The 25,030-nt window shown below is 69.6% G+C and carries 24 protein-coding genes and 1 pseudogene; 16 read left to right on the top strand and 9 right to left on the bottom strand.

Annotated features, from left to right (window positions below):
* Position 1 precedes the first annotated feature (1 nt).
* Positions 2 to 688, bottom strand: coding sequence for a pyridoxamine 5'-phosphate oxidase family protein (locus NDR87_RS24855; RefSeq protein WP_251913059.1), 687 nt, complete (start codon positions 686 to 688; stop codon positions 2 to 4).
* Positions 689 to 759: 71 nt separating this feature from the next.
* Here NDR87_RS24855 and NDR87_RS24850 point away from each other — a divergent pair, with 71 nt between their 5' ends.
* Genes NDR87_RS24850 through NDR87_RS24840 form a run of 3 tightly spaced genes read left to right on the top strand, consistent with a single transcriptional unit; the run spans position 760 to position 3,950 of the window.
* Entirely contained in the window at positions 760 to 2,175 is a 1,416-nt protein-coding gene (locus NDR87_RS24850; protein WP_251913057.1) for a PLP-dependent aminotransferase family protein, read from the top strand.
* 10 nt (positions 2,176 to 2,185) lie between these two features.
* Positions 2,186 to 2,431 (top strand): DUF2630 family protein, encoded by a 246-nt coding sequence (locus NDR87_RS24845; protein WP_251913054.1) that lies wholly within the window; start codon positions 2,186 to 2,188, stop codon positions 2,429 to 2,431.
* 16 nt (positions 2,432 to 2,447) lie between these two features.
* Complete coding sequence (locus tag NDR87_RS24840; protein WP_251913051.1) at positions 2,448 to 3,950, top strand: carboxylesterase/lipase family protein; 1,503 nt, start codon at positions 2,448 to 2,450, stop codon at positions 3,948 to 3,950.
* Positions 3,951 to 4,050: 100 nt separating this feature from the next.
* Here NDR87_RS24840 and NDR87_RS24835 read toward each other — a convergent pair.
* Both NDR87_RS24835 and cobF read right to left on the bottom strand, forming a co-directional pair.
* Positions 4,051 to 4,917, bottom strand: a pseudogene (locus tag NDR87_RS24835) (Fpg/Nei family DNA glycosylase).
* Positions 4,918 to 4,958: 41 nt separating this feature from the next.
* On the bottom strand, positions 4,959 to 5,711 hold the full coding sequence (cobF, locus tag NDR87_RS24830; RefSeq protein ID WP_251913049.1) for a precorrin-6A synthase (deacetylating): 753 nt from the start codon (positions 5,709 to 5,711) through the stop codon (positions 4,959 to 4,961).
* Between the two features lie 20 nt (positions 5,712 to 5,731).
* Between cobF and NDR87_RS24825 the strand changes: the two genes are divergently transcribed.
* The 7 genes from NDR87_RS24825 (at position 5,732) to NDR87_RS24795 (ending at position 10,324) form a co-directional block, all read left to right on the top strand.
* Positions 5,732 to 6,532, top strand: coding sequence for a thymidylate synthase (locus NDR87_RS24825; protein ID WP_251913045.1), 801 nt, complete (start codon positions 5,732 to 5,734; stop codon positions 6,530 to 6,532).
* Complete coding sequence (locus NDR87_RS24820; protein WP_251913044.1) at positions 6,529 to 7,008, top strand: dihydrofolate reductase; 480 nt, start codon at positions 6,529 to 6,531, stop codon at positions 7,006 to 7,008. The genes NDR87_RS24825 and NDR87_RS24820 overlap by 4 nt, the downstream gene beginning before the upstream one ends.
* Positions 7,009 to 7,097: 89 nt before the next feature.
* Positions 7,098 to 7,424 carry a cupin domain-containing protein gene (locus NDR87_RS24815; RefSeq protein ID WP_251913042.1) on the top strand — a complete coding sequence of 109 codons (327 nt, stop codon included), beginning with the start codon at positions 7,098 to 7,100 and terminating at the stop codon, positions 7,422 to 7,424.
* Positions 7,425 to 7,495: 71 nt separating this feature from the next.
* A complete protein-coding gene (locus NDR87_RS24810; protein WP_251913040.1) occupies positions 7,496 to 8,506 on the top strand; it encodes a Dyp-type peroxidase in 1,011 nt (336 codons plus the stop codon).
* Positions 8,503 to 9,303, top strand: a complete 801-nt coding sequence (locus NDR87_RS24805) for a family 1 encapsulin nanocompartment shell protein (RefSeq protein ID WP_251913038.1) — start codon at positions 8,503 to 8,505, stop codon at positions 9,301 to 9,303. The genes NDR87_RS24810 and NDR87_RS24805 overlap by 4 nt, the downstream gene beginning before the upstream one ends.
* A gap of 66 nt (positions 9,304 to 9,369) precedes the next feature.
* Positions 9,370 to 9,900, top strand: a complete 531-nt coding sequence (locus tag NDR87_RS24800; RefSeq protein ID WP_251913037.1) for a hypothetical protein — start codon at positions 9,370 to 9,372, stop codon at positions 9,898 to 9,900.
* Between the two features lie 25 nt (positions 9,901 to 9,925).
* Positions 9,926 to 10,324 (top strand): NUDIX domain-containing protein, encoded by a 399-nt coding sequence (locus tag NDR87_RS24795; protein ID WP_251913036.1) that lies wholly within the window; start codon positions 9,926 to 9,928, stop codon positions 10,322 to 10,324.
* A 3-nt stretch (positions 10,325 to 10,327) separates the two neighbouring features.
* On the opposite strand, the gene NDR87_RS24790 is transcribed toward NDR87_RS24795, so the two are convergent.
* Both NDR87_RS24790 and NDR87_RS24785 read right to left on the bottom strand, forming a co-directional pair.
* A complete protein-coding gene (locus tag NDR87_RS24790) occupies positions 10,328 to 11,944 on the bottom strand; it encodes a DHA2 family efflux MFS transporter permease subunit (protein ID WP_251913035.1) in 1,617 nt (538 codons plus the stop codon).
* 429 nt (positions 11,945 to 12,373) lie between these two features.
* Positions 12,374 to 13,030 (bottom strand): TetR/AcrR family transcriptional regulator, encoded by a 657-nt coding sequence (locus NDR87_RS24785; protein WP_308212143.1) that lies wholly within the window; start codon positions 13,028 to 13,030, stop codon positions 12,374 to 12,376.
* Between the two features lie 196 nt (positions 13,031 to 13,226).
* On the opposite strand from NDR87_RS24785, the gene NDR87_RS24780 reads away from it, so the two are divergent.
* The 5 genes from NDR87_RS24780 to atzF all read left to right on the top strand — a co-directional run bounded on the left by NDR87_RS24780 (position 13,227) and on the right by atzF (position 19,793).
* Positions 13,227 to 14,750, top strand: coding sequence for an amino acid permease (locus NDR87_RS24780; RefSeq protein WP_251913033.1), 1,524 nt, complete (start codon positions 13,227 to 13,229; stop codon positions 14,748 to 14,750).
* Between the two features lie 93 nt (positions 14,751 to 14,843).
* Positions 14,844 to 15,596, top strand: coding sequence for a DUF1989 domain-containing protein (locus NDR87_RS24775; RefSeq protein WP_251913032.1), 753 nt, complete (start codon positions 14,844 to 14,846; stop codon positions 15,594 to 15,596).
* Positions 15,560 to 16,198, top strand: a complete 639-nt coding sequence (locus tag NDR87_RS24770) for an urea amidolyase associated protein UAAP2 (protein ID WP_372494174.1) — start codon at positions 15,560 to 15,562, stop codon at positions 16,196 to 16,198. Before NDR87_RS24775 ends, NDR87_RS24770 begins: the two co-directional genes overlap by 37 nt.
* Positions 16,195 to 18,186, top strand: coding sequence for a 5-oxoprolinase/urea amidolyase family protein (locus NDR87_RS24765; RefSeq protein ID WP_251913030.1), 1,992 nt, complete (start codon positions 16,195 to 16,197; stop codon positions 18,184 to 18,186). The genes NDR87_RS24770 and NDR87_RS24765 overlap by 4 nt, the downstream gene beginning before the upstream one ends.
* Positions 18,183 to 19,793, top strand: a complete 1,611-nt coding sequence (gene atzF / locus NDR87_RS24760; protein WP_251913029.1) for an allophanate hydrolase — start codon at positions 18,183 to 18,185, stop codon at positions 19,791 to 19,793. The genes NDR87_RS24765 and atzF overlap by 4 nt, the downstream gene beginning before the upstream one ends.
* 1 nt (position 19,794) lies before the next feature.
* On the opposite strand, the gene NDR87_RS24755 is transcribed toward atzF, so the two are convergent.
* Positions 19,795 to 20,946: an epoxide hydrolase family protein gene (locus NDR87_RS24755; protein ID WP_251913028.1), complete on the bottom strand. Its 1,152-nt coding sequence runs from the start codon at positions 20,944 to 20,946 to the stop codon at positions 19,795 to 19,797.
* Positions 20,947 to 21,009: 63 nt separating this feature from the next.
* Between NDR87_RS24755 and NDR87_RS24750 the strand changes: the two genes are divergently transcribed.
* The gene (locus NDR87_RS24750; RefSeq protein ID WP_251913027.1) at positions 21,010 to 21,960 is read left to right on the top strand and encodes a YafY family protein; all 951 of its coding nucleotides are present in this window, start codon (positions 21,010 to 21,012) and stop codon (positions 21,958 to 21,960) included.
* 281 nt (positions 21,961 to 22,241) lie between these two features.
* Here the strand turns inward: NDR87_RS24750 and NDR87_RS24745 are convergent, their stop codons facing one another.
* The 3 genes from NDR87_RS24745 to NDR87_RS24735 form a co-directional block, all read right to left on the bottom strand.
* On the bottom strand, positions 22,242 to 23,819 hold the full coding sequence (locus NDR87_RS24745; protein ID WP_251913026.1) for a hypothetical protein: 1,578 nt from the start codon (positions 23,817 to 23,819) through the stop codon (positions 22,242 to 22,244).
* A complete protein-coding gene (locus tag NDR87_RS24740) occupies positions 23,804 to 24,571 on the bottom strand; it encodes an ABC transporter ATP-binding protein (protein ID WP_251913025.1) in 768 nt (255 codons plus the stop codon). Before NDR87_RS24740 ends, NDR87_RS24745 begins: the two co-directional genes overlap by 16 nt.
* A gap of 125 nt (positions 24,572 to 24,696) precedes the next feature.
* Positions 24,697 to 25,005: a Uma2 family endonuclease gene (locus NDR87_RS24735; protein ID WP_251913024.1), complete on the bottom strand. Its 309-nt coding sequence runs from the start codon at positions 25,003 to 25,005 to the stop codon at positions 24,697 to 24,699.
* Between the last annotated feature and the right edge of the window lie 25 nt (positions 25,006 to 25,030).

Raw genomic sequence — 25,030 nt, 5'->3', positions numbered from 1 at the left:
CCTAGGCGTCGACGGGCGCCTGCGTCACCCGCGCGTGGACGTACTCGGGAATGTCGATGCCGGGGGCCAGATCGCCGTTCGATCGCGGCGTGCCGAAAATCTGCCGGATCGGGAGCACCCCCGCCCACACCCCGTTGTCGAGATCCTCGGGATCGTCGCCGCTGTCCCCGGCACGGGATTTCACCGACGCCTCGGTGAGGTCCAAAGCCAGCACGCGGGTGGCGGCCAGTTCCTTCTTGTTGGGTGGGCGGACGACATCCCACGCGCCCGGGGCGTTGTGGTCGGTGATGACGCGCAGCGCGCGCAGCCGCTCGTCCGGATCGGTGACCTCGGTGGGGCGGCCGTGGATGACGGCCGAGCGGTAGTTCATCGAGAAGTTCATGGCCGAGCGGGCGTAGACGATGCCGTCCAGGAGGGTGACGGCCACCGAGACCTCGCCGGTCAGGGCTGCCCGCAGATTGCCCGCGCCGGTGGAGCCGTGCAGGTAGAGGGTGTCACCGTGGCGGCCGTAGATGGTCGGCAGGACCACGGGCGAGCCGTGCATCACGACGCCGACGTGGCAGAGCAGTCCGGCGTCCAGGACCGCGTCCAGGGCGGCGCGATCGATGGCGGCGCGGTCGCGGTAGCGGGTCAGGGTGCTGCGCGAGGTCGGCGAGAGCGAGGGCCGGGCGGAAACTGACTCGGTCATGAGATCAGATTCCCCGGGCGAATGGCATTGTTGAATGGCCAATTCGTCGAAATCTCGAAAGACCACTTCTCGTGCACGACGCCCTGGACGAACTTCCGCTCGCGGTCGACCGCGCCGCGGCCACACCGCTCGCGGTGCAGGTGGCCGACGGTCTGCGCGCCGCGGCGACGGCCGGTCGGCTGCGCGGCGGCGACCGGCTGCCGTCCTCGCGCGCCCTGGCGGCGCGGCTGGGCGTGAGCCGCACGGTGATCACCGCCGCCTACGAGCAGCTGCACGCCGAGGGGTGGCTGTCCGGCCGACAGGGCTCGGGCACCTATCTCACCGCCTCGCCCGCGCCCCGCCCCGAGCGCGATCGGATCGCCGCGGAACCGCATCCCGAGGCGGCACACCTGGATCTGGGCGCGGGCGCACCCTGTATCGAGGCGATCGACCGCGCCGCCTGGCGACGGGCCTGGCGAAACGCGGGCGACCGGATTCCCCCGGCGCGCCGGGACCGGGCGGGCGATCCGGAATACCGCGCCGCGGTCGCCGAACATCTGCTGCGCCATCGCGGTCTCGGCGCGGGCAGCGACACCGTCGTCCTGGCGACGAGCGGCGCCAGCGCCGCGGTCGGCGAGTTGGCCGCGGCGCTGCTGCGCCCCGGCGCGACGGTGGCGATGGAGGATCCGGGTTATCAGCGCGCGGTCGGGGCCTTCCGGGCGGCGGGTGTGCGGGTGCTGCCGGTGCCGGTCGACGGCGACGGCCTGCGGGTCGAGGACATACCGCCCGGCGTCGAGGCCGTGTATTGCACTCCGGCACACCAGTTTCCGCTCGGCGCGCGGATGCCCGCCGCGCGCCGGGTGGAGCTGATCGAATTCGCCCGGCGTACCGGCGCATTCGTCATCGAGGACGACTACGACGGCGAACTCCGTTACGACACCGCCCCGTTGCCGCTGCTGGCCACCCTGGCCCCCGACGTGGTCGTCCACCTCGGCACCACCTCGAAGATCCTCGCCCCGGTGCTCGGCATCGGCTGGCTGGTCGGGCCGCCCCGGGTGACGAAAGCCGTTCTCGCGCACCGGGAGCACACCGGCACCGGACCGGCGACGGCCGGTCAGCAGGTGGTGGTCGAACTCGCCCGGCACGGCGACCTGGCCCGCCATCTGCGCCGGTTGCGCCGGGCAATGCCGCCGCGGCGCGCGATCGTCGTCGCGGAGTTCCGCCGCCGCGGCCTGGACATCCTCGGCGACGACGCGGGCAGCCACCTGGTGGTCCGGCTGCCCTCGGCGACCGCCGAGCAACGGGTCACCGCCGCCGCCCGCCGCCGCGGCATCCTGCTCGAGGGGCTGGCCGGACACCACCTCGGCCCGCGGCAGACCTTCGGCATCGCCCTGGGCTACGCCGCCGTGGCCCGCGCCGACCTCCCGGCCGCCGTCCGCACGGTGGCCGACTGCCTGGCCGACGCGGGCGCGGATCGGCGGCCCGGATTTGCCAACCGGCAGCCGTAGCATGGATCGCATGACCGAACAGGACATTCTGGCTCGCATCAAGGACCTGGTGGATCAGGAGCACAAGTTGCGGTCGAAGGCGGTGGCCAAGGAGCTGGACCCGGAAACCGAGCGGCGGCAGCTGGCCGATCTGGAGGTGATGCTGGATCAATGCTGGGATCTGCTGCGGCAGCGCCGGGCCCGGATCGATCGGGGCGCGGACCCCGATGCGGCACAGGCCAACTCGGCCAAGCAGGTCGAGGGCTACCTGCAGTGAGGTCTACCATTCGTAGATGGTAGAAGTCACGACCGCCGACGGCGTCGTCCGCGGTCATCGCGGCCGACGCACCCTGCGGTGGCGTTCGATCCCCTATGCCGCGCCCCCGGTGGGTCCGCTGCGATTCCGCGCGCCCCAGCCGGTCGAACCCTGGTCCGGGGTGCGCGACGCCACGCAGTTCGGCTTCGCCGCCATGCAGCACCGCACCGGGGCCCGCATCGGGCCGCGCCGGCTGCAGCCGACCGGCGAGGACTGCCTGACCCTGAACGTCACCGCGCCGGCCACACCCTCGGCGACGCCGCGGCCGGTCCTGGTCTTCATCCACGGCGGCGGCTATGTCCTCGGCACCTCCGCGCTGTCGCTGTACTCGGGCTCGCGGCTGGCCATGCTCGGCGATGTGATCGTGGTGTCGATGAACTATCGGCTGGGCGCCTTCGGCTATGTGGATTTCAGCGAATTGTCCACGCCGGAGCGGCCGTTCGATTCCAACCTGGGCCTGCGCGATCAGGTCGCCGCGCTGCAGTGGGTGCGGCGCAATATCGCGGCCTTCGGCGGCGATCCGGACAATGTCACGATCTTCGGCGAATCCGCGGGCGGGCACGCGGTGGTGTCGCTGCTGGCGACCCCCGCCGCCGCCGGGTTGTTCCATCGGGGCATCGCGCAGAGCGCGCCCGCGGACTGGGCCGTCGGGGCCGACGACGCTCGGGTATTCGCGCGGCGGTGTCTGGAAAATCTCGGCGCCACACCGCACGACGCCGCCGCGGCCCTGACCACGTCCCCGGCCAACGACATTCGCAAGGCGGTGGACCGCGCGCTCGACGCGTCGCTGTGGAATCAGCCGGGCTCCTTTCCCGCCGCGCCGGTCGTGGACGGTGACTATCTGCCGCGCGCGCCGATCGATGCGATCGCCGGGGGCAGCGCCCACGCCGTTCCGTTGATCATCGGCACCAACCGGGACGAGGGAACGCTGTTCTCCCGCTTCGATCGCACGCTGCCAACCACCCCGCAGCAGTTGCACAAGGCGCTTGCGCGCTGCGGCGAGGACGTCGAATCCCGCATCGTCGCGGCCTACCCCGGATATCCGGCGGCGAAGGTGGCGATCCGGATGGGCGGCGACTTCGTCTTCTGGCGGCCGACCATCGCACTGGCGGACGGGCACAGCCGGTACGCGCCGACCTATGTCTACCGGTTCGACTACGCGCCGCGCGCGATCCGGCTCGCCGGTTTCGGCGCGACCCACGCGCTGGATTTGATTCCGGTGTTCGGCGGTGTCGATACGCCCATCGGCCGCGCGCTGACGGTGACCGGCGGATATCGGGGCTTCCTGGCGGTGCAGCGCGAATTTCAGAGCCACTGGCTGTCTTTCGCGCGCACCGGCAAACCCCGCGACTCCTGGCCGGAGTACACCGAACAGCGCCGCAGCACCCGGATCATCGACCATCCGTCCCGCGTGGAGGTCGATCCGGAGCGGGCGAAACGCCTGGCCTGGGCGGGCGTGCGCGTCCCGGCCCTGGGCTGACCCGCCGTCTCGGCGGGAGCCGGGCCCCAGGTGGTCGTTGCGCGGCAGCGGATCGACGCGGGTGCACTTGGGTCCCGGCTTCCGCCCTGGCGGCCGGGCGCTACTTCAGCAGCCGGGACATGCGGCGGTCGGCGAGGATCTTGCCGCCGGTCTGGCAGGTGGGGCAGTACTGGAAGGACTTGTCGGCGTAGGCGACCTCGCGCACGGTGTCGCCGCAGACCGGACAGGGCAGGCCGGTGCGGGCGTGGACCTGTAGACCGGAGCGCTTCTCCCCCTTGAGGCGGGCCGCGTCCTGGCCGACCGAGCGGTCGAGGGCATCGGTGAGCACCGCGCGCATCGCCGCGTACAACTGGGCGATCTTGGCCTCGTCCAGGGTGGCCGCGGTCGCGAACGGGGACAGCTTGGCCGCGTGCAGGATCTCGTCGGAGTAGGCGTTGCCGATCCCCGCCAGCAGCGACTGATCGGTGAGCGCGGTCTTCAGCCGCTGCGAGGTGCCGCGCAGCAGTTCGGCGAACTGCCGTTCGTCCACCGCGAGCGCGTCGGGGCCCAGCCGGGCGATGCCGGGGACCTGCTGCGGATCCGCCACCACCCACACCGCGAGCCGCTTCTTGGTGCCCGCCTCGGTCAGATCGAAGGCCGGGGTCGCGCCCTCGGGCGTGAAGAAGTGCACCCGCAGTGCCAGCGGCCCCTTGCCCGGCTTGGGCGGTGCGGCGCCGGGCTCATCGACCCAGCGCAGCCAGCCACCGCGCTACAGATGCGTGATCAACCACAGCCCGTCGCAATTCATCCCCAGATGTTTGCCCCAGTGCCCGACCCCGGTGACATCGCGCCCGGACAGCGCGGTGATCGGCGGGTCGAAGGTCTTGAGCACGCTCAGCGCCGCGACATCCACCCGCCCGACCACCGCGCCCACCGCATGCTCGGCGAGGAATCGCTCGAGCGCCGCGATCTCGGGCAACTCAGGCATACCCGCAGCCTACCGGCCCGCGCCGACAGATATCGGCCAGCTCAGCGCCTGCGCAGCAGGTAGATTTCGAAGATCCAGCCCTTGCGTTCCCGTACCTCGTTGCGGCACCGGACGATCCGCTGCTCCACCTGCCGCAGCGGGCCCTCGATCAGGATCTCGTCGGGCATGCCCAGATACGCACCCCACCAGATGTGCAGATCGTCGCCGGGCACCTGGGTGAACGAGCACTCCCCGTCCAGCATCACGACCGTCGGCTGTCCGGCGGCGACCCCCTCCTCGCGCAACCGCCGCCCCGTGGTGATGTGCACCGGTTCGCCGATGTCGTGCAGCACGATCCGATGCCGTGCCGCCAGCGCCTGCGCGCTGGTGATTCCGGGAATCACCTCGTAGTCGAAGCGCACCACGCCCCGCTCCGCCACCCGGTGCACCATGCGCAGGGTGCTGTCGTACAGCGCCGGATCGCCCCACACCAGAATCGCGCCCACCCCCTCGGCCCGCGCGAACGCCTCCTCCAGCAGCGCGGCCCGGCGCTCGTGCCAGTCCGCGACGACCTCGCGATACTCCGCCGCATCCGGCACGATCCGCTCGCGCGGCGGATCGGCGATGGTCACCACCGCATAGGGCCGCTGGACGTGCGCGGCGAGAATGGCCGCGCGCACATCGGCCAGTTCGCGCTTGCGCTCCCCCTTGCCGATGACGAAGAACACATCGACCTGCCGCAGCGCCGCGACGGCCTGCATGGTCACCTGATCGGGATCGCCCGCCCCGATTCCGATCACAAACAGCTTCCGCACGATGCGTAAGCTTGCCAGTCATGGGCACCGATACCCAGTACGAGGACCTGCTGCGACACGTGCTGGCGAACGGCACGCCGAAGTCGGACCGCACCGGCACCGGCACCCGCAGCATCTTCGGCCACCAGCTCCGCTACGACCTCTCGCACGGCTTCCCGCTGATCACCACCAAGCGGGTGCATCTGAAGTCGATCGTCTACGAATTGCTGTGGTTCCTGCGCGGCGATTCGAATGTGGGCTGGCTGCGCGAGCACGGCGTGACGATCTGGGACGAATGGGCCGACGCCGACGGTGAGCTGGGCCCGGTCTACGGGGTGCAGTGGCGGTCCTGGCCGACCCCGGACGGCACCCATATCGATCAGCTGGCGCAGGTGCTGCGGACGCTGCGCACCGATCCCGATTCCCGGCGCATGCTCGTATCCGCCTGGAACGTGGCCGAACTGGACAAGATGGCGCTGGCGCCCTGCCACGCGTTCTTCCAGTTCTACGTCGCCGACGGGCGACTGTCGTGTCAGCTGTATCAGCGCAGCGCCGATCTGTTCCTCGGGGTGCCGTTCAATATCGCCAGCTATGCGCTGCTGACCCACATGGTCGCCCAACAGGCCGAACTGGAACCCGGTGAGTTCATCTGGACCGGCGGGGACTGCCACATCTACGACAACCACGTCGACCAGGTGCGAGAACAGTTGAGCCGCAAGCCCTATCCGTTCCCGCGGCTGCGGTTGCATCCGGCGCCGACGCTGTTCGACTACCGCTACGAGGATGTCGAGGTCGTGGACTACCGGCATCATCCGGCCATCAAAGCTCCGGTGGCGGTGTGATCGGGCTGATCTGGGCGCAGACGCCGCAGGGGGTCATCGGCGCCGACAACACCATTCCGTGGCGGGTGCCCGAGGATATGGCCCACCTCAAGGAGGTCACGCAGGGGCATCCGGTGGTGATGGGCCGCAAGACGTGGGATTCGCTGCCCGCGCGATTCCGTCCGCTGCCGGGGCGGCGCAATATCGTCGTCACCCGGCAGCCGGACTGGTCGGCCGAGGGCGCCGAGCGGGCGGGATCGGTGGACGCGGCGCTGACGCTGGTCGGCGCCGCGGACGTATGGGTCCTGGGTGGCGGCGAAATCTACCGAGCCGCAATGGATCACGCCACCGAACTGGTGGTGACCGAGGTGGACACCGAGGTGGCGGGCGACGCCTACGCTCCCCGGATCGGGCCGGAATGGTCGATCGACTCCGACAGCGGCTGGCGCGAATCCTCGAGCGGTCTGCGCTATCGGTTTCTGCGCTACGTGCGCTGAGACCGTCGCGAAATCGCAACAGCGAAACCGCCGGACCCGGGGGTATCCGTCCGGCATACTCACGACTATCGGATCCGGGAAAGGGTGCCATGGACAAGAAATCGCTGACCGCCCTCGCTCGCCAGCAGCTCAAACTGGCCGCGACCGCCACGAGCGGTCGCAGCTCCCAGACCATCTACGGCGGACACACCCACAGCCTGCGCCAGACCGTGATCGCCCTGACCGCGGGACAGAGCCTGGCCGAACACGAGAATCCCGGCGAGGCCACCCTGCAGGTGCTCACCGGCACCCTGACCCTGCTCAGCGGCGCGCACGAGTGGAAGGGCTCGCCCGGCGATCTGCTGGTGATTCCCGACGCGCGGCACAGCGTCAAGGCCCTCGACGATGTGGCGTTCCTGTTGACCGTGGCCAAATAGCCTCGCTGTCCGAGCAGACATTCGGCAACCACCGCAGCGGTCTGTCGGTGCGCCCGCCTAAGCTGTTGATCATGGGTGAGCCGCAGCCGGTCCTCGATCCGCTGACGCGGGCCGCGATCTTCCTGGTCGCCACCATCGACAAGGGCGGCGAGCCGGTCGTGCGCGATCTGCTGGCGGATCTGCAGGGGCTGCGCCGCTCGATCGGATTCCGGCTGCCCGGCACCGACCTCGGCGTCATCGCGGGTATCGGCTCGGCGGCCTGGGACCGGCTGTTCTCCGGCCCGAGACCGGCTGAGCTGCACGAGTTTCCGGGCTACGAGGGCCCACGGCACCGGGCTCCGGCAACACCGGGCGATCTGCTGTTCCACATCCGCGCCGAATCCCAGGACGCCTGCTTCGAACTGGCCATGACCATCGCGGCCCGGCTGCGCGGCGCGGCCACGATCGTCGACGAGACGGTCGGCTTCCGCTATTTCGAACAGCGCGACCTGCTGGGCTTCGTCGACGGTACCGAGAATCCGGAAGGCCGGGCGGCGGTGTCGGCGACGCTGGTAGGCGACGCCGACCCCGAATTCGCCGGGGGCAGTTATGTGATCGTGCAGAAGTACCTGCACGATCTCGACGCCTGGAACGCGCTGCCGGTCGGCGAGCAGGAGCGCGTCATCGGGCGCACCAAACTCGACGACTTCGAACTGCCCGACGAGGACAAGCCCGCCGACTCGCACGTCGCGGTGAACACGCTGATCGATCCGGACGGCACCGAGCGCCAGATCATGCGCGCCAACATGCCTTTCGGCAGCGTGCGCGAGGGCGAATTCGGCACCTACTACGTCGCCTACGCCGCCACCCCGAGCGTCACCGAGCGGATGCTGGTGCGGATGTTCCTCGGCAGCGAGGAGGCCGCCTACGACCGCATCCTGGACTTCTCCACGGCCGTCACGGGCACCCTGTTCTTCGCGCCGTCGCTGGACTTCTTCGACGACCTTCCGGACCCGCCCGCGGCGGCGCCGGAATCATCCGCTGCCGCGCCCCCGGGGGACGGCTCTCTCGGTATCGGCACCCTGAAAAGGAGCAACGCATGAACAATCTGCACCGCGAACTCGCGCCGATCACCGCCGAGGCCTGGGCGGCGATCGAGGAGGAGGCGACCCGGACGTTCAAGCGGCACATCGCCGGTCGCCGGGTCGTGGATCTGTCCGGTCCGCACGGACCGGATTATTCGGCCGTCGGGCTGGGCCGTACCGCGCCGATCGCCGCGCCCGACGAGGGTGTGCAGGCCCGGCAGCGGCTGGTCGCCCCGCTGGTGGAGCTGCGGGTGCCGTTCACGCTGTCGCGCGAGGAGCTGGACAATGTCGAGCGCGGCGCGCAGGACGCCGATCTGGATCCGGTGAAGGACGCCGCACGCAAGATCGCCTTCGCCGAGGACCGCGCGATCTTCGAGGGGTATCCGGCCGCGCACATCTCCGGCATCCGGGCGAGTTCGTCCAATGAGCCGATCGCGCTGCCCAGCGATCCGCGTCTGGTGCCCGAGGCGGTCGCCCAGGCACTGAGCGCGCTGCGGCTGGCCGGTGTGGACGGGCCGTATTCGGTGCTGCTCAGCGCCGACCTGTTCACCCAGGTCAGCGAGACCTCCGATCACGGCCATCCGATTCGCACGCATATCGAGCGCCTGATCCCGGAGGGCGAGATCATCTGGGCGCCCGCGATCGACGGCGCGTTCGTGCTCACCACCCGCGGCGGCGACTTCGATCTGCGGCTGGGACAGGATCTCTCGATCGGCTATCTGTCCCATGATGCGGAGTCGGTGCGGCTGTACTTCCAGCAGAGCCTGACGTTCCTGGTCTACACCGCCGAGGCCGCGGTCGCGCTGCGGTCGTAATTCGAGGGGAAGACGCACCCGGTCTCCCGGTACGGTGGTTGCGCGCGGTAGCCAGGAGGTCGAGAGATGAGGATGGTACGGGCAGGCGTGGTGTCCGGTCGGCGGGCGCTGCTCTACGGCTCGCTGGCGGTGCTGGCGATCGTGGCCGTCTGCGGTGGGTTCGTCGGGGCGTTCGGGCTCAACCGGGTGGTCACCGGGCTGTTCATGGGGTTGATCGCGGGCATCACGCTGCTGGTGGCGCTGTTCGGGCGCGACGTGGTGCTGCTCACCGATCGCGCCATCTACTGCCGCACCCCCTGGGCCGAGACGAGCATCGACTGGGACCGCGTGGTGGCCGGGCGGTTCGCGCTCGACGAGCGGGCCCGCTGGTCGCTGGCGCTGGATCTGAGCGGCGGCGACGAACGCCACGGCGAACTCGTCCTACTCAACATCCCGCCGGTGATCCGCCCGATCTCCAATGCCTTCGAACACCGCAAACGCGAACAGGTCGTACAGATACGCACCATGCTCCGGGAGAAGCGGGTGCCGGTGACGATCCTGCCGGAGATCGCGCGGGCGCTGCACGAGCATTGGAAGCTCGCGCCCCCGGTGCATTGACGGTGGAACGAGAACAAGGAGACGGATGATTCACACGGCCACGCTGGCCTATGTTCGTGATCGGCGGCTGCTGCAGGCTCGGTCGGCCCACAAAGAGGTCTTCTACATGGCGGGCGGCAAGATCGATCCGGGCGAGACTCCCGTCGAGGCGCTGTATCGGGAGGTGCGCGAGGAGCTCGGGGTGGAGGTGGCCGAGCATCGCGAGCTCGGGGTGTTCCAGTGTCAGGCCTTCGGCGAGGCGCCGGGGGTGCGGTTGCACATGACGTGTTTCACCGCCGATCTCACCGGAGATCCCCGGCCGACCAGCGAGGTGGCCGAGCTGCGCTATTTCACCGGCGGGGAGTACGAGGCCATGCCGCACGTGGCGCCGGGCTCGATGCTGGTCTTTCGTCGGCTGCACGAGCTCGATCTGATCGACTGGTAGACGCTACGAACCGTCCCCGGCGTCGGCGATGCCGGAACTCTGTCCGGCGCCCACCGGAATTCGCGTCGTGGCCAGGAATCCGAGCAGCAGGAAGGCCGCCGCGACGAGCATGGTCAGCCGGGTCGCATCGGTGAAGCCGCGGGCCAGCGCGTCGACGACGGCGTCGGTGCCCTGATGTTCGCGCAGGCCCGCGATGGCGCCGCCCGCGGAGGTGCGGGTGGCCTCGGCGGCCTGATCGGCCGCATGCGGCGCGAGACCGGGCACCGCGGCGAGCCGATCCGCCAAAAACCGGCCCAGCCCGATCGACAGCACGCCGCCGAGCACCGCCGCCCCCAGGGCCGAGCCGACCTGGCGGACCGTGGACTGGGTCGCCGACCCCTGCCCGGACGCCTCGGGCGGGACCCCGGCCAGCACCGTCCCCGTCAACTGCGCCGAGGCCAGCCCCAGACCCACGCCGTAGCAGGCCAGCAGCACCGCGAGCAGCCACGGTGCGATATGCGGCGAGACGAACAGAGCGGTCACCGCGATGGCGGCCGCCTCGATCCCCACGCCCAGCCGCACGATCCGCACCGGCCCGAGGCCGCGCGCCAGCCCCTCGGTCGCACCACCGGCCAGAAACGCCCCGAGCGCCATCGCGGCCAGGACCAGACCGCTGCGCAGCGTCGACAACCCCAGCACGTCGACCAGGAACAGCGGCAAGACGAACAGCAATCCGAATTCGCCGAGCGCGACCACGAACGCCGCCGCGTTACCCCACCGGAACGTCCGCCTCCGAAACAGCGAAAGATCCAGCAGCGCAGACCTTTTCACCCGCACCCGATGCCGTTCCCAGCGCAGGAACAGCGCCAGCAGCGCCAGTCCCACCGCCAGCAGCACCGGGACGACCGAGACCGCGGCGTCCGCCGACCACGTCAGCCCGAACAGCCGGAACTCCCGCAGCGGCCGCCACCACCCGTAGGTCTGCCCCTCGATGAGGGCGAAGACCACCAGCGCGAAACCCGCCGCGCTGAGCAGGAATCCGTCCACATCCACTCCGCGCGCGTGCTCGCGCTCGTGCGTCTCGGGCACGAAGGCGACGATCCCGGCCAGCACGACCAGCCCGATCGGCAGATTGACCAGGAAGATCCACGGCCACGTGAACGAGGTCGTCAACCACCCGCCGAGCAGTGGCCCGATCGCCGCCATCCCCGACATGACCGACCCCCACACCGCGAACGCGATCACCCGATCCCGCCCCCGAAACACCGCGTTCACCGTCGACAGGGTCCCCGGCAACACCGCGGCCCCACCCACCCCCTGCACTATGCGCCCCCAAATCAGCGCCCCCGAATCCTCCGCCCCCGCCGCCAACAGACTCCCCGCCACGAACACCACCACCCCGGCCGCGAACACCTTCCGCCGCCCCACCCGATCACCCAACCGCCCCGCCGTGATCAACAACCCCGCGAACACCACCGAATACACACTGTTGACCCACTGCGCCTGCGTGAAACTCAGCCCCAAATCCTCGATGATCACCGGCAACGAGACATTCACGATCGTCCCGTCCAACACCACCATCGACAGCCCCAACGCCAACACCCCCAGCGCCCCCCACCGCCGAACCTCGACAGACCCCATGCCCACTCCCATCCTCGACACCCCAACCGCCGAGCCAACCCAGCCCAAGTTTACGAGCGGTTTGCTAGCCCGAACCCTCCTCCCGAATACACCCCCACACCCAATCGAAACGGGCGATCCCCACCACAGAAATATCCCTCCGGAAGCGACCTACCTGTTCACCCCGCCGCGACAAGCCCCACCCGATCACCTCACCGCGACGAGCCCCACCCGATCACCCACCGCGACAAGCCCACCCAATCACCTCACCGCGACAAGCCCACCCAATCAACCCACCGCGACAAGCCCCACCCGATTACCTCACCGCGAGCGCCAGCGAGCGGCGGGTCGGCCGGAACACGCGAAGATCAAGTGCGCCAATGCAATTAGGGGGTCGTGCCGGCACGCCGGAGTGCGGGATCATGCCGGGTGGGGGCGGTACGGACCGGGTCAGGGGTGCAATTGCTCCAACAGGTGTGCCGCGGCGGCTCGGGGTTCGGCGGGATCGCCGTGCCAGCCGAGCATGTGCAGCAGGGCGTCGGGAATCAGGCGTTCGGCGTAGGCGGGAGCGGAGCCCTCGTCGGAGCGGATGTTGATAACGGATTCGACCAGGCGGAACGGGAGGACCTGGGCGTCGGTCAGGGTGGGTGCGCCGGGGACGGCGGCGGCGAGTTCCTCGTAGTGACGGCGCAATTCGTCGCGGCGGCGGCGGAAGGCCGCGAAGCGTTCCGATCGCAGCTCCGGCAGCAGGTACAGCGCACCGAGATTCCAGCGCGCCGCGCACAATTGCCGAACGTCGAACCAGGCCAGCGCGTACAGCCGGACCTCGGCCGGGGCCGGGTCGTGGCGCAGTCGGCGCGCCAATTCCAGTGGGCCGGTGATGGTTTCGTCGAGCAGCGCGTCGAGAATATCGTCCTTGGCGGCGAAGTGGTGGTAGAGCGAGGCCTGCCGGATGCCCACCGCGTCGGCGATGCCGCGGGTGGAGGTGCTGGCATAGCCCTTGGTGGTGAACAGTTCCGCCGCGGCGTCGAGGATCTCGGCGCGCGGCGTCTGACCTTGCCGACGCCGCGGTTCGAGACGGGGGCGGCCGGGTCCGAGTTGCGTCACCGCACCATTCTGACCCATCGCCCGGACACGACCGCCCTCACCTGGGCGGAGAGGTTTCTGTCATTCGACAGAAACGGCGGTAACGCAGAAGTTACCACCGACGCTCGGCCGGATACGTCGGCGTCACCACCCACGACCCCGGCCCTGGAAAACTTTCATTCGATAGATATTGGCCAAGACGACGAAGGATCCGCCCATGGCCGCCACCCTCACCCCACCCGATCTCGCCGACAACGCCGATCTCGAACGCTTCGGCTATCAACCGGTGCTACGCCGCAAACTCGGCCGCTACGCCTCGTTCGCGGCCGGCTTCTCCTTCGTCTCCATTCTCACCACGATCTTCCAATTCTTCGGCTTCGGTTACGGTTTCGGCGGCGGCGGCTTCTTCTGGACCTGGCCGGTCGTCTTCGCGGGTCAACTCCTGGTCGCCCTGAACTTCGCCGAACTCGCCGCACGCTATCCGATCTCGGGCTGCATCTATCAGTGGTCACGACGACTGGCCGGAGAGCTCGTCGGCTGGTTCGCGGGCTGGCTGATGATCATCGCCCAGATCGTGACGGCCGCGGCCGCCGCGATCGCCCTGCAGGTGGTGCTGCCCGCGATCTGGAGCGGATTCCAGATCGTCGGCAGCGACACCGCCCTGACCTCCACCTCCGGCGCGATGAACGCCATCCTGCTGGGCAGCGTGCTCCTGGTGCTGACCACGCTGGTGAACGTGGTCGGCATCGGCGTGATGGCGCGGATCAACACCATCGGGGTGACGATCGAGATCATCGGCGTGCTGGCGACGGTCGCGCTGTTCTTCACCCACCCCGATCGCGGACCGGGAGTGGTATTCGATACGAGCACGGCCGCGCCGGGCTCGTACTGGGCGGCATTCCTGGTGTCGGGCCTGATGGCGGCGTACGTGATGGTCGGATTCGATTCCGCCGGTGAGCTTTCCGAGGAAACCAGAAACCCCCGCCGGGTCGCACCGCGCACCATACTGACCGCGCTGGCGGTGTCCGGCCTCGGCGGCGGGCTGATGCTGTTGGGCGCGCTGATGGCCGCCCCCAGCCTCGACGACGGCCACTTGGCCGCCGAGGGCCTGGCCTATGTGATCTCGGCGAAGCTGGACAGCCCCGCCGGAAAGGTGCTGCTGGCCTGTGTCGCGGTGGCGATCTCGGTGTGCACCTTGGCCATTCAGACCGCGGGCTCGCGCCTGATGTTCTCGATGGCCCGCGACGGCAGGCTGCCGTTCGCGCGCGGGCTGGCCGCGGTGCATCCGCGCTTCGGCACGCCGGTGCTGCCCGCGGTGGTGATCGGCGCCCTCGGAATCGCCCTGCTGCTGGTCAATCTGGGCAATGCCGCCATTTTCGCCACCCTGGCCGGTGTCTGCATCGTCACCCTCTACCTCGCCTATCTGCTGGTGACGCTGCCCCTGCTGGTCCGCCGCCTCAAAGGCTGGCCCGGCAACGAAAAGCTGGCGGATACAAGCCTTTTCAGCCTCGGCCGCTGGGGCGTCCCCCTGAACGCACTTGCCGTCGCCTGGGGCATCGCCATGGCGGTGAACCTCGCCTGGCCCCGCTCCGAGGTCTACACCCCCAAGGGCGGCGGCTGGTGGTTGCTCTGGGCCGCACCGCTTTTCGTGATGCTTGCGGTACTCGTAGGCGTACTGGTGCACCGGTTCGTTTCCACTCGGCCGGCTCCCGATCGCGTGAGCTCGACCCCACCGGCCTGACCTACCCGCCGCCCACCGCACCCGAATCCCTCGGAATCGCCTCGAAAGGCGTCGGGGGAGCCCACCCTGAGACGAAAACGGGAAGGAAGGGCCATGACAAACACCGCATCGACCTCCGGCGCGCGCGACCATGCCCGTTCACAGGCGGCCACCGCCCACATCTCGGGACCCACGCTGCCGCAAGGGCTGCGCCAGACGGATATCGTTTTCGCACAACGCGTTCCGCCGTACGGCTATGCCAATGTCGTCCTCGGCCGCGGCACCCGGCTGCGGCTGACCGATCCCGAGGGCTTGGCATGTGCACACCTACTGCTCCTCCGCGCCGAATCCCCCTGGGAGCGACTCAATGTCGCCGATACCGTGAAGGTCCCCTGGCAGGCCTATCTCGGTCAGGGCCACCCCCTGCTGTCGGATCAGGGCCGGGTCCTCGCCACGATTGTGGCCGACTCGTCCACACACCACGACGCGTTGTGCGGACCGAGCCCGCGGGCGCGGCAAGCGCTGCGGCTGGCCGGTGCGAAACAGGGCCTGCAGCCCCGCGATATCGGCCCGACGGTAGCGCTGTTCCGCGGCGTCCGCGTCGAACCGGACGGCGCGCTCACCCCCATCGGCAGCGCCGGGTCCGGCGGCGCGGTCGACCTGCTGATTCACCTGCCGGTCACCCTGCTCCTCGCCAATGCCCCACATCCGCTCGACCCCACCGCGCCGACCGACCTCGATCTCGTCGCGTGGTCGGCTCCCGAGGATCTCACCGTTCAGCACAGCACCGACCCGGAATACCTTCGCGCCGTGGGGAACACCGAACAGGCATGGCACGCCGCGCAGCCCCCGGAGGCACAGTCATGAGCACGATCGTCCTGGACGAGACCGTCCCCGCCCGCGCCCCCTGGTCCGCCGTAATCCGCGCGGGCGACCGGCTGGAAATCATCGACCTGCACGGCAATCAGGCCGTGGACTGCCTGCTCTACTCGGCCGCCGACCACACCGACCGCTACAGCGCGCAGGCCACGATCACCGCCCAGCGCAACATCTTCCTCACCACCAACAGCGTGCTCTACACCGAGAACGGCACCGCCCTGATGACCGTCGTGGCCGATGAGGTGGGCAACCACGATACGGTCGCCGGGGCATGCTCCCAGGAGTCGAACACCCTGCGCTACGGCCACCACACCCGCCACCAGCACGCCTGCGTGGAGAACTTCCTGGCCGAGGGCATGAAATGGGGTCTGGGCAAACGGGATCTGGTGCCGAATATCAACTGGTTCATGAACGTCCCGGTGGAGGCCGACGGCACGCTCGGCATCGTCGACGGCCGCTCCGCCCCCGGCAAGAAGGTGACCCTGCGGGCCGAGGTCGACACCCTGGTGCTGGTCTCGAACTGCCCGCAGATCAACAACCCCTGCAACGGCTTCGACCCCACCCCGATCCGCATGGTGGTCACGCGATGACGACGCCCGCGAGCCACCTGGACGTGCTGCGTCCGGGCCTGCTGACCACGGTGCAGGATTGGCCCGGCCGGGTCGGGTACTGGCATGTCGGCGTGCCGCCGTCGGGTCCGATGGACGATCTGTCGTTCCGGCTGGGCAATCGCGTGCTGGGAAATGCCGAGGGCGCACCGGGATTGGAATGCACGCTCGGCGGCCCCGTGCTGCGGTTCTCCGCGGCGACGTGGGTCTGTGTGACCGGTGCGCCGACAATCGTTGCGGTGGATGGTGTTTCGGTTTCGCAGTGGCGCGCCGTCCCGCTCGCGGCGGGCAGCGTATTGGACGTCGGTGCGGTGGTGGGGCCGGGCATGCGCTGTTACGTACTCGTCGCCGGTGGCATCGAAGTTGCCCAGTATCTCGGCAGCGCAGCGACTTTCACGCTCGGCAAGTTCGGCGGTGCCACCGGCGCGCCGCTGCGCGCCGGCGACCGGCTCGCCCTCGGTCGCGACCATGGTTACGTCGCATCCGGCGTGCCCGCCGAGGAGCAGCCGGTCATGACACGGCGCTGGGAACTCGCCGTCACCGAGGGCCCGCACGGCGCACCGGAGTTCTTCACGCGCACCGACTTCGACACCATCCTCGCAACCGACTACGAGGTGCATTTCAACTCCGACCGCACCGGTGTGCGCCTGATCGGCCCGAAGCCGCGCTGGGCGCGCACCGACGGCGGCGAGGCCGGGCTGCACCCGTCCAATATTCACGACACCGCATACTCGGTCGGCGCGCTGGATTTCACCGGCGACACCCCGATCCTGCTCGGCCCCGACGGGCCCAGCCTGGGCGGCTTCGTCTGCCCGGTCACCGTGGTGGCGGCCGATCGGTGGAAGCTCGGCCAGCTCGCTCCCGGCGACCGGGTCCGCTTCGTGCCCGTCCGATCCGATCGCGCGGCTCCGCTGCGCGCGACCGGGCTCGCCCGCCGCGCCCAGTGGCCGTTCGTCCCGTCCACCGGCGGCGACGGCGACGACGGTGTGCTGGCCCGCGCTGCCGCCGACGACGCCACGCCGGTGACCTACCGCCGCGCCGGGGACGATGGCCTGCTCGTCGAATACGGCGATATGACACTGGATCTCGGGCTGCGCGCCCGGGTGCACGCCCTACACCGGCAGTTGCTGGAGTGCCGCGAACCCGGTATCACCGAGCTCACCCCGGGCGTCCGATCGCTGCAGGTCCGCTTCGATCCCGACCGGCTCGCCACGGTCAAGCTGCTGCGGCTGCTGCAGGAGGCGGAATCGGTGCTGCCCTCGGTCGAGGAGCTCGTGGTGCCCAGCCGCACGGTCCATCTGCCGCTGTCCTGGGACGACCCCGCCACCCGGGAGGCGATCACCCGCTATATGCACGGCGTGCGCGCGGATGCGCCGTGGTGCCCGTGGAATATCGAATTCATCCGGCGGATGAACGGTTTGGCGACCGTGCGCGAGGTCTTCGACATCGTCTTCGCGGCCGAATACCTCGTTCTCGGACTCGGCGACGTCTACCTGGGCGCACCCGTGGCGACCCCGATCGATCCGCGGCATCGGCTGGTCACCACGAAATACAATCCCGCCCGCACCTGGACACCGGAGAACGCGGTCGGTATCGGCGGGGCCTACCTGTGCGTCTACGGGTTGGAGGGCCCGGGCGGCTATCAGTTCGTCGGCCGCACCACGCAGGTCTGGAGCCACGGCCGCGACGAGGAGAAGCCTTGGCGGCTGGACTACTTCGACCGCATTCGCTGGTATCCGGTCACCGCGGAGGAACTGCTGGAGCTGCGGGCCGATTTCGCCGCGGGCAACGGCGCGTTGCGTACCGAAGACGGCGAGTTCCGCCTGACCGACTACCGCCGCTTCCTCGCCGCCAACGCCGACTCCATCGCCGACTTCCGGGCTCGCCAGGGCGCGGCGTTCACTGCCGAACGCGATTCCTGGCGCGCCGCGGGCGAACTCGCCGGGACGAAGGGACTCACCGACGCATGACCATCTGGATCCACCGCAGGCCCGAATCCGAGATCGACGCCGAGACGGCCTCGGCGCGTGGGCCTTTGGCGGGGCTGCGTCTCGCGGTCAAGGACAACGTGGATGTCGCGGGGTTGCCGACCACGGCGGGTTGTCCCGGGTATGCCTATCTGCCCGAACGGGATGCGGCGGCAGTATCCGCGCTGCGGGCCGCCGGGGCCGTGGTGGTCGGGAAGACGAATCTCGATCAGTTCGCCACCGGGCTGGTCGGCACCCGTTCGCCGTACGGACCGGTGCCCGATGCCCGCAGGCCCGAATATGTCTCCGGCGGTTCGAGTTCCGGCTCGGCGGTGGCCGTCGCGCGCGGCGAGGCCGATATCGCGATCGGCACCGATACCGCCGGATCGGGGCGGGTGCCCGCCGCCTTCCAGGGGATCGTCGGTATCAAGCCGACCCTCGGCGTGATCAGCACCGACGGTGTTGTTCCGGCCTGCCGCTCCTATGACTGCGTCACCGTCTTCACCGCCGAGCTCGGCCTTGCCGACCGGGCGATGGGCGTCCTGGCCGCGGGCGCACCCGGACGCGCGTGGCCGAGCGATATCCGCCTCGCGGCACCGCCGCAACCGGTTGTCGCCGTATTCGATTCGCTTCCCGATCTGGACCCGGCCTGGGAACCGGCCTATCGGCGCACCGTGTCCGGACTGCGCGAGCGCGGCGTCTCGATCGTCACCGTCGACCCCGAACCGTTCCTGGCCGCGGCCCGCCTGCTCTACGGCGGCGCGCTGGTGGCCGAAAGATATGCTGCGGTGGGCGAATTCGTCGACGCTCACCCCCAGGACATCGATCCGACCGTCGGTGCGATCATCCGCGCGGCTCGCGACCTGCCCGCACACCGACTGGTGTCCGATCTGGCGGAGCTGGAACGACTGCGACTTGCCGCCATGACGAGCCTCAGCGGAGCCGATGTCCTGCTCACCCCCACCGCGCCGATCCAGCCGACGATCGCGGCGGTGGCCGCCGATCCGGTCGGCGTCAACTCCCGGGTGGGCACCTATACCAACTTCTGCAATCTGTTCGATCTGTGCGCGGTCGCCGTTCCGGCGGGCACCGCGGGCGATGCGCAATTCGGTGTCACGGTATTCGCGCGCGCCTTCGACGATGCCGTCGCACTCGAGATCGCGGGCCTGATCGCCGGGGTCGGTCTCGACACCCCGTGGCCGACGCGGGTCACTCCCGTCCACGAGTTGATCGTCTTCGGCGCCCACCTGCGCGGCCAGCCGCTGGAATACCAGCTCACCGACCTCGGCGCCCGCTGGGCGGGCGAGGTGCGCACCGCCGCGCGTTACCGCCTGGCCGCCCTGAACACCACACCGCCCAAGCCCGCGGTCACCCGCTGCCCCGACGGAGAATCCGGCGTCTCGGTCGCGGGCGAACGCTGGCTGCTCTCCCCCGCCGCCCTCGGTCGCTTCCTGGCCGCGCTCCCGGCACCGATGCAGCTGGGCCGGGTGGAACTCGAGAGCGGCGCGTGGACAACGGCTTTCGGCTGCGACGGTGCGGCCGCCGCGGCGGGTAAGGACATCGGCGAGTACGGCGGCTGGCGCGCCGCACTCGCCGCCGGGGTCGTCTGATTCACCGCAGGCCGCGGAAGAATTCCCGCACGTCCGCGACCAGCAGTTCCGGCTCCTCCAGCGCCGCGAAGTGCCCGCCGTGGTCGACGTCGGTCCAGTGGGTGATGGTGTTGGCGGTCTCGCAGTAGCGGCGAATGCAGACGTCGTGCGCGAAGGCGATGACGCCGGTGGGGACGCCGGAGTTCACCTCGAGCGAATCCCAGGCCCGGTCCTGGGCGTAGCCGACGTACGCCGCCGAGGCGGCGGTGCCGGTGAGCCAGTAGATCATCACATTGGTCAGCAGTCGATCGCGGTCGATGATCTTGTCGGGCAGCACGTTTCGCGGATGCGTCCACTCGCGGAACTTGTCCATGATCCAGGCGAGCTGGCCCACCGGCGAATCCACCAGGCCGTATCCGAGGGCCTGCGGGCGGGTGGACTGGATCGCGATATAGCCGAACTCCTCCCGCATGAAGGCCGCGATCCGGTTGATCCGATCGCGTTCGAGATCGGTCAGTTCGGCCAGTTCCTCGTCGGGGATCGGAAACGGCGGCAGATTCGTACCGCCGTTGACATGGACGCCGATCACCCGATCGGGTGCGGCGCGACCCACCTCGGGGCTCACCGCGCCGCCGATGTCACCGCCCTGCACGCCGTAGCGCTCGTAGCCCAGCCGCTCCATGAGTTGCGCCCACACTCGTCCGATTCGATCTCTGCTCCAACCGGATTCGGTGACCGGACCGGAGAATCCGAAGCCGGGCAGGGACGGAATCACCACGTGGAAGGCGTCGGCGGGGTCACCGCCGTGCGCCCGCGGGTCGGTGAGCGGGCCGATGATGTCGAGGAATTCCACGACCGATCCGGGCCACCCGTGCGTCAGCAACAGCGGCACCGCATTCGGCTCCGCCGAGCGCACATGCAGGAAGTGGATGCGCTGCCCCTCGATCTCGGTGGTGAACTGCGGGAAGGAGTTCAGCCGCCGCTCCGCCGCCCGCCAGTCGTAGCCGGTGCGCCAGTAGTCGACCAGCTCCCGCAGCCAGTGCGTGGGTACACCCGTATCCCAGTCGTCGCCGGGCAGCGGCTGCGGGAACCGGGCGTTGTCGAGCCGGGCGCGCAGATCGTCGAGCCGCTGCTGCGGGATGTCGATGCGGAAGGGGGTGATCGCTGTGCTCATGGATATGACATTAGGGCGGGGCTAGGACAGCTTCCGCCCTAGCTATCGAGCAGAATGACAAACATGTTGGAGACCTCGGCACGACTGCTCGAACTGTTGTCGCTACTGCAGACTCCCCGCGATTGGAGCGGCACGGAGCTGGCCGAGCGGCTGGAGGTGGATGTGCGGACGGTGCGCCGCGATATCGAAAAGCTGCGCACCCTGGGCTATCCCGTGCACGCGGTGCCCGGTGTGGCCGGATACCGACTGGGTGCGGGCACCAAACTGCCGCCGCTACTGCTGAACGACGACGAGGCGGTGGCCGTGGCCGTCGGCCTGCGCACCGCGGCGGGCGGCACCATCGCCGGAATCGAGGAGAGTTCGCTGCGCGCGCTGACCAAACTCGAGCAGATCCTGCCCGCCCGGCTGCGGCATCGGGTGTCGGCGCTACAGGCCGCGACCGTCAGCATGTCGGCCGGAACTCCGACCGTGGACCCGGAGGTGCTCACCTCGATCGCCGCGGCGATCCGCGACCACGAGCAACTGCGCTTCGACTATCGCACGCACGGGGACAAGGAGATTCGCCGCGTCGCCGAACCTCATCGGCTGGTTCACACCGGACGGCACTGGTATCTGGTCGGCTGGGACGTGGACCGAAACGATTGGCGCACATACCGAGTCGATCGCCTGCGCCCGCGCGTGCCCAACGGCCCCCGCTTCACCCCACGCGACGCACCCGATATGAATGTGGCGGGTTTCGTCTCCAACGGTGTGAGCACCGCGCCGTACCGCTATCGCGCACGCATCACCCTCGAGGTCCCCGCGGCCGTGGCGGCGGATCGAATCGCACCGACCGTCGGCGTCATCGAGGCAATCGACGAACACCGCTGCCTACTGCGCACCGGCGCCGATTCCCTGGACGCATTGGCGCTCTACACCGGGCTTTTCGGCTTCCCGTTCCGAGTGCACGAACCCCCCGAGCTGATCGATCATCTGCGCGAACTGGCCCGACGCCTGAGTGCGGCGGCCGACTGAGCCGCCGACACCGACCTCCCACTCCGCGCCCACCACCGGCTCACACTCCGTCCCCCACCACCAACTCACGCCCCGTTTCCCACCACCAACCTCACGCTCCGAACCCCAACCGACTCACGCCCGGATCCCCACCACCGATCCACGCCCGGATCCCCGCCACCGATCCACACCCCGACCCCCACCACCGACTCACGCCCCGATCCCCCACCACGGTCCTGACGCCGAGCCCTCAACTTTGTTCCCCGCCGCCGAGGCCCCCTGGGGGCCGAGGCGGCGGGGACTCACCGCGGCTTCACCTCCACCAGCAACTCCGGCCCCCGCGCATGCAATCGCTTCTCGACCACCCGTGCCGCGACCACCGCCGCACCGATGCCCATCGCGATCCCCACCGGCACCGCGGTCCACTGCACCAGCCAGTTGTGCAGGTACGCACCGACTCCCAGGACCGCGATCACCGGAAGGCACAGCACGATCTGGCCGAGGCCGACCACGACCTGGACCAGAGCGCGGGCGCAGCCGGGGTTGGCACCGCCGCCGCTGAAGGGGTTGCCGCGCTGCTGCGGGAGGGGATAGGCGGCGTATACCGACAGGAACATGGCGGTCGCGATGCCGACGCCGAGCAGAACCGGCAGCGTGGCCAGGCCCCAGGGGTACAGCTTCGCCAGGCCGACCGCGCCGGGGAGGATCAGGGTGAGCAGGAGGCCGAAGGGGGCCACGATGATCAGCCAGGCCAGCATGCGGCCGCGGACGTCGGCTCGGATCGCGCCGGGAATCACCAGCGTCTGCCAGATCGCCGTGCCGTCGAAGGCGTACATGTTGGCGCTGGCCATGGCCGCCATCCACACCACGAACGCACCCGCGAACGGGAGCGCGCCCTGATTGTGCTGAAGCGAAAGGAATACGGGGACCACGATTCCGATGAGCATCAGCGGTAGCAGCGCCGCCCGGCGGCGGCTGTCGCGCCACCAGCTGCGCAACTCCTTGGTCACCACCGCACCCACCGGATCGGGGCGCAGCAGCCGATCCAGCACGCCGCCAGCGGCATTCGCGCGCACCTGCCCGGCGGTCGCCTCGGGCGTGGTGAGCCTTCGACGCAGCAGGACCGCCCACATCTGCCACAGCACCAGCGACAGCAGCATCAGCCCGCCCACGGCCAGCAGACTCAGCCACCACTGACCACGCGCGGCGGCCTCGACCGCATACGGCGCCCAGCCCGAGGGCGGAATCCGCAGCGCCAACTCCACCGGCCGCGAGGCATGTTCCAGACGCGGCCCGACATAGGTGACCAGCAGTTGGATCGGGTAGTACGCCAGACCGATCATCGCGGCCAGCACCACGCCGAGGTCCTTGCCGCGCCGCGAGCGCATGGCCGCCCCGATCCAGGCCAACAGCACCCGCGAGAGCAACACCACGAAAGCCAGCTGCGCGACGGTGCCGAGGATCGCGAAAAGTGTTGGCAGCAGCCCGAATCCCGTACCGAGCAACACCAGTCCACCGAAGGCGATCAGATTCACGACCGCCGCGGGCCCGGTGAACGCGGCGGCCAGCAGCCCGAGCGCCAGCTGCCGGTAGCTCAGCGGCAGCAGCCGAAAGTGTTCGGGCTGCAGGGTTTCGTCACTGCTGCCGCTGAGGATCGGCCCGCAGAGCCAGCCGAGGGTCCACACCGCGTACAGCGCGGCGGCGGCATTGGTGGCGGCGCGCGCATCCCAGGCGTGCCCGGCCGCCGCCAGCAGCGCCGCGGTGCCGAGCGCCGCGATCAGCCCGACGCCGACGCCGAGCCAGAACGCCACCGAGGCCCGCCCGCTGCTCATCGAGCGCAGCGTGAGCCGCCACCGCATCCGGATCAGGACGCCAACCACGCCAGCCCCTCGTCCCCGGCGACCCGTCCCCCGACCAGGCGCACGAACGCCTCCTCCAGCGTCCCCTCGCCCCGGACCTCGTCGACGGTCCCCGCCGCGACCACCTGACCGCGATTGATCACCGCGAGCCGATCGCAGAGGTTCTCCACCAGCGCCATCACATGACTGGACAGCACCACCGACCCACCGGCCGCGACGAACCGCTGCAGAATCGTGCGAATCGTCCTGGCCGACACCGGATCCACCGCCTCCAGCGGCTCGTCGAGTACGAGCAGCTTGGGCGCGTGCAGCAGCGCGGTCGCCAGCCCGATCTTCTTGCGCATACCCGCGGAGTAGTCCACCACCAGTGTGTTCTCGGCACCGCTCAACTCGAGTACGGTCAGCAGTTCCTCGGCCCGCTCGGCGACCGTCCCCGCGGCCATCCCGCGCAAAAGCCCGGTGTAGGTGAGCAATTCGCGACCGGTGAGCCGCTCGGGCAGCGACAGCCCGTCGGGCAGCACCCCCACGATGGTCTTGGCATGCACCGGATCCGACCACACATCGAAGCCGAAGATCCGCGACTGCCCCGCATCCGGCCGCAGCAACCCCACGGCCATCGACAGCGTCGTCGTCTTACCGGCCCCATTGGGCCCCACCAATCCGAAGAACGATCCGGGCGGCACGACCAGATTCACCCCGTCCACCACCCAGGGCCCACCGAACCGCTTGTACAGCCCGCTCAATTCCAGCGCGGGCGAACCATCCGATTCCATAACTCCCCTTCTCCGACCCGCAGAGACATTCGCCCCACCATACGGAACCGCTTTCCCCACCCCTACCGCTACAACCCGCGTGTCGGGGTCCGACCCACCAGCACCCAGGCAAAGCCGACAAACGGCTAGCGCAACAAAGTGGCCGGATCGATGGTGAACTCGAAAGGCGAGTGGAGCGCCACCGATTCGCCCGCCTGAATGCGATGCGTCAGTTCGTATTCGCCATCGTCACCGAGCACGTAGGCGAACAAGACCGGAAGCTGCTCTCCGGGCAGCCGCCCCTTGAACGAGTTGATCTCGAGACGCCAATAGTTGGCAATGCCCGCCTCGGCGTACAGGGCGGGCTTCACCATCTGGTCCATCATGGTCGTGGACGCCGAGACAATCTCCACGGCCAGCAGGACTTGCTTGTCGGCAATGCCTCGCGCATCCATGTCGACATCGCCCTTGCCGTATACG

Source organism: Nocardia sp. CDC159 (genome assembly GCF_023740735.1).
In the GTDB taxonomy this organism is placed as follows: domain Bacteria; phylum Actinomycetota; class Actinomycetes; order Mycobacteriales; family Mycobacteriaceae; genus Nocardia; species Nocardia pulmonis.
This window is presented reverse-complemented; position numbering and strand designations above follow the sequence as displayed.

Excerpts from the sequence above, each read along its gene's own strand:
- NDR87_RS24805 (WP_251913038.1), top strand. The coding sequence starts at position 8,503 with ATGAACAATCTGCACCGCGAACTCGCGCCGATCACCGCCGAGGCCTGG.
- NDR87_RS24790 (WP_251913035.1), bottom strand. The coding sequence starts at position 11,944 with ATGGGGTCTGTCGAGGTTCGGCGGTGGGGGGCGCTGGGGGTGTTGGCG.
- NDR87_RS24775 (WP_251913032.1), top strand. The coding sequence starts at position 14,844 with ATGACAAACACCGCATCGACCTCCGGCGCGCGCGACCATGCCCGTTCA.
- NDR87_RS24810 (WP_251913040.1), top strand. The coding sequence starts at position 7,496 with ATGGGTGAGCCGCAGCCGGTCCTCGATCCGCTGACGCGGGCCGCGATC.
- atzF (WP_251913029.1), top strand. The coding sequence starts at position 18,183 with ATGACCATCTGGATCCACCGCAGGCCCGAATCCGAGATCGACGCCGAG.
- NDR87_RS24815 (WP_251913042.1), top strand. The coding sequence starts at position 7,098 with ATGGACAAGAAATCGCTGACCGCCCTCGCTCGCCAGCAGCTCAAACTG.
- NDR87_RS24795 (WP_251913036.1), top strand. The coding sequence starts at position 9,926 with ATGATTCACACGGCCACGCTGGCCTATGTTCGTGATCGGCGGCTGCTG.
- NDR87_RS24735 (WP_251913024.1), bottom strand. The coding sequence starts at position 25,005 with ATGGATGCGCGAGGCATTGCCGACAAGCAAGTCCTGCTGGCCGTGGAG.
- NDR87_RS24755 (WP_251913028.1), bottom strand. The coding sequence starts at position 20,946 with ATGAGCACAGCGATCACCCCCTTCCGCATCGACATCCCGCAGCAGCGG.
- NDR87_RS24855 (WP_251913059.1), bottom strand. The coding sequence starts at position 688 with ATGACCGAGTCAGTTTCCGCCCGGCCCTCGCTCTCGCCGACCTCGCGC.
- NDR87_RS24740 (WP_251913025.1), bottom strand. The coding sequence starts at position 24,571 with ATGGAATCGGATGGTTCGCCCGCGCTGGAATTGAGCGGGCTGTACAAG.
- NDR87_RS24840 (WP_251913051.1), top strand. The coding sequence starts at position 2,448 with ATGGTAGAAGTCACGACCGCCGACGGCGTCGTCCGCGGTCATCGCGGC.
- NDR87_RS24765 (WP_251913030.1), top strand. The coding sequence starts at position 16,195 with ATGACGACGCCCGCGAGCCACCTGGACGTGCTGCGTCCGGGCCTGCTG.
- NDR87_RS24780 (WP_251913033.1), top strand. The coding sequence starts at position 13,227 with ATGGCCGCCACCCTCACCCCACCCGATCTCGCCGACAACGCCGATCTC.
- NDR87_RS24770 (WP_372494174.1), top strand. The coding sequence starts at position 15,560 with ATGGCACGCCGCGCAGCCCCCGGAGGCACAGTCATGAGCACGATCGTC.
- NDR87_RS24750 (WP_251913027.1), top strand. The coding sequence starts at position 21,010 with ATGTTGGAGACCTCGGCACGACTGCTCGAACTGTTGTCGCTACTGCAG.
- NDR87_RS24845 (WP_251913054.1), top strand. The coding sequence starts at position 2,186 with ATGACCGAACAGGACATTCTGGCTCGCATCAAGGACCTGGTGGATCAG.
- NDR87_RS24825 (WP_251913045.1), top strand. The coding sequence starts at position 5,732 with ATGGGCACCGATACCCAGTACGAGGACCTGCTGCGACACGTGCTGGCG.
- NDR87_RS24800 (WP_251913037.1), top strand. The coding sequence starts at position 9,370 with ATGAGGATGGTACGGGCAGGCGTGGTGTCCGGTCGGCGGGCGCTGCTC.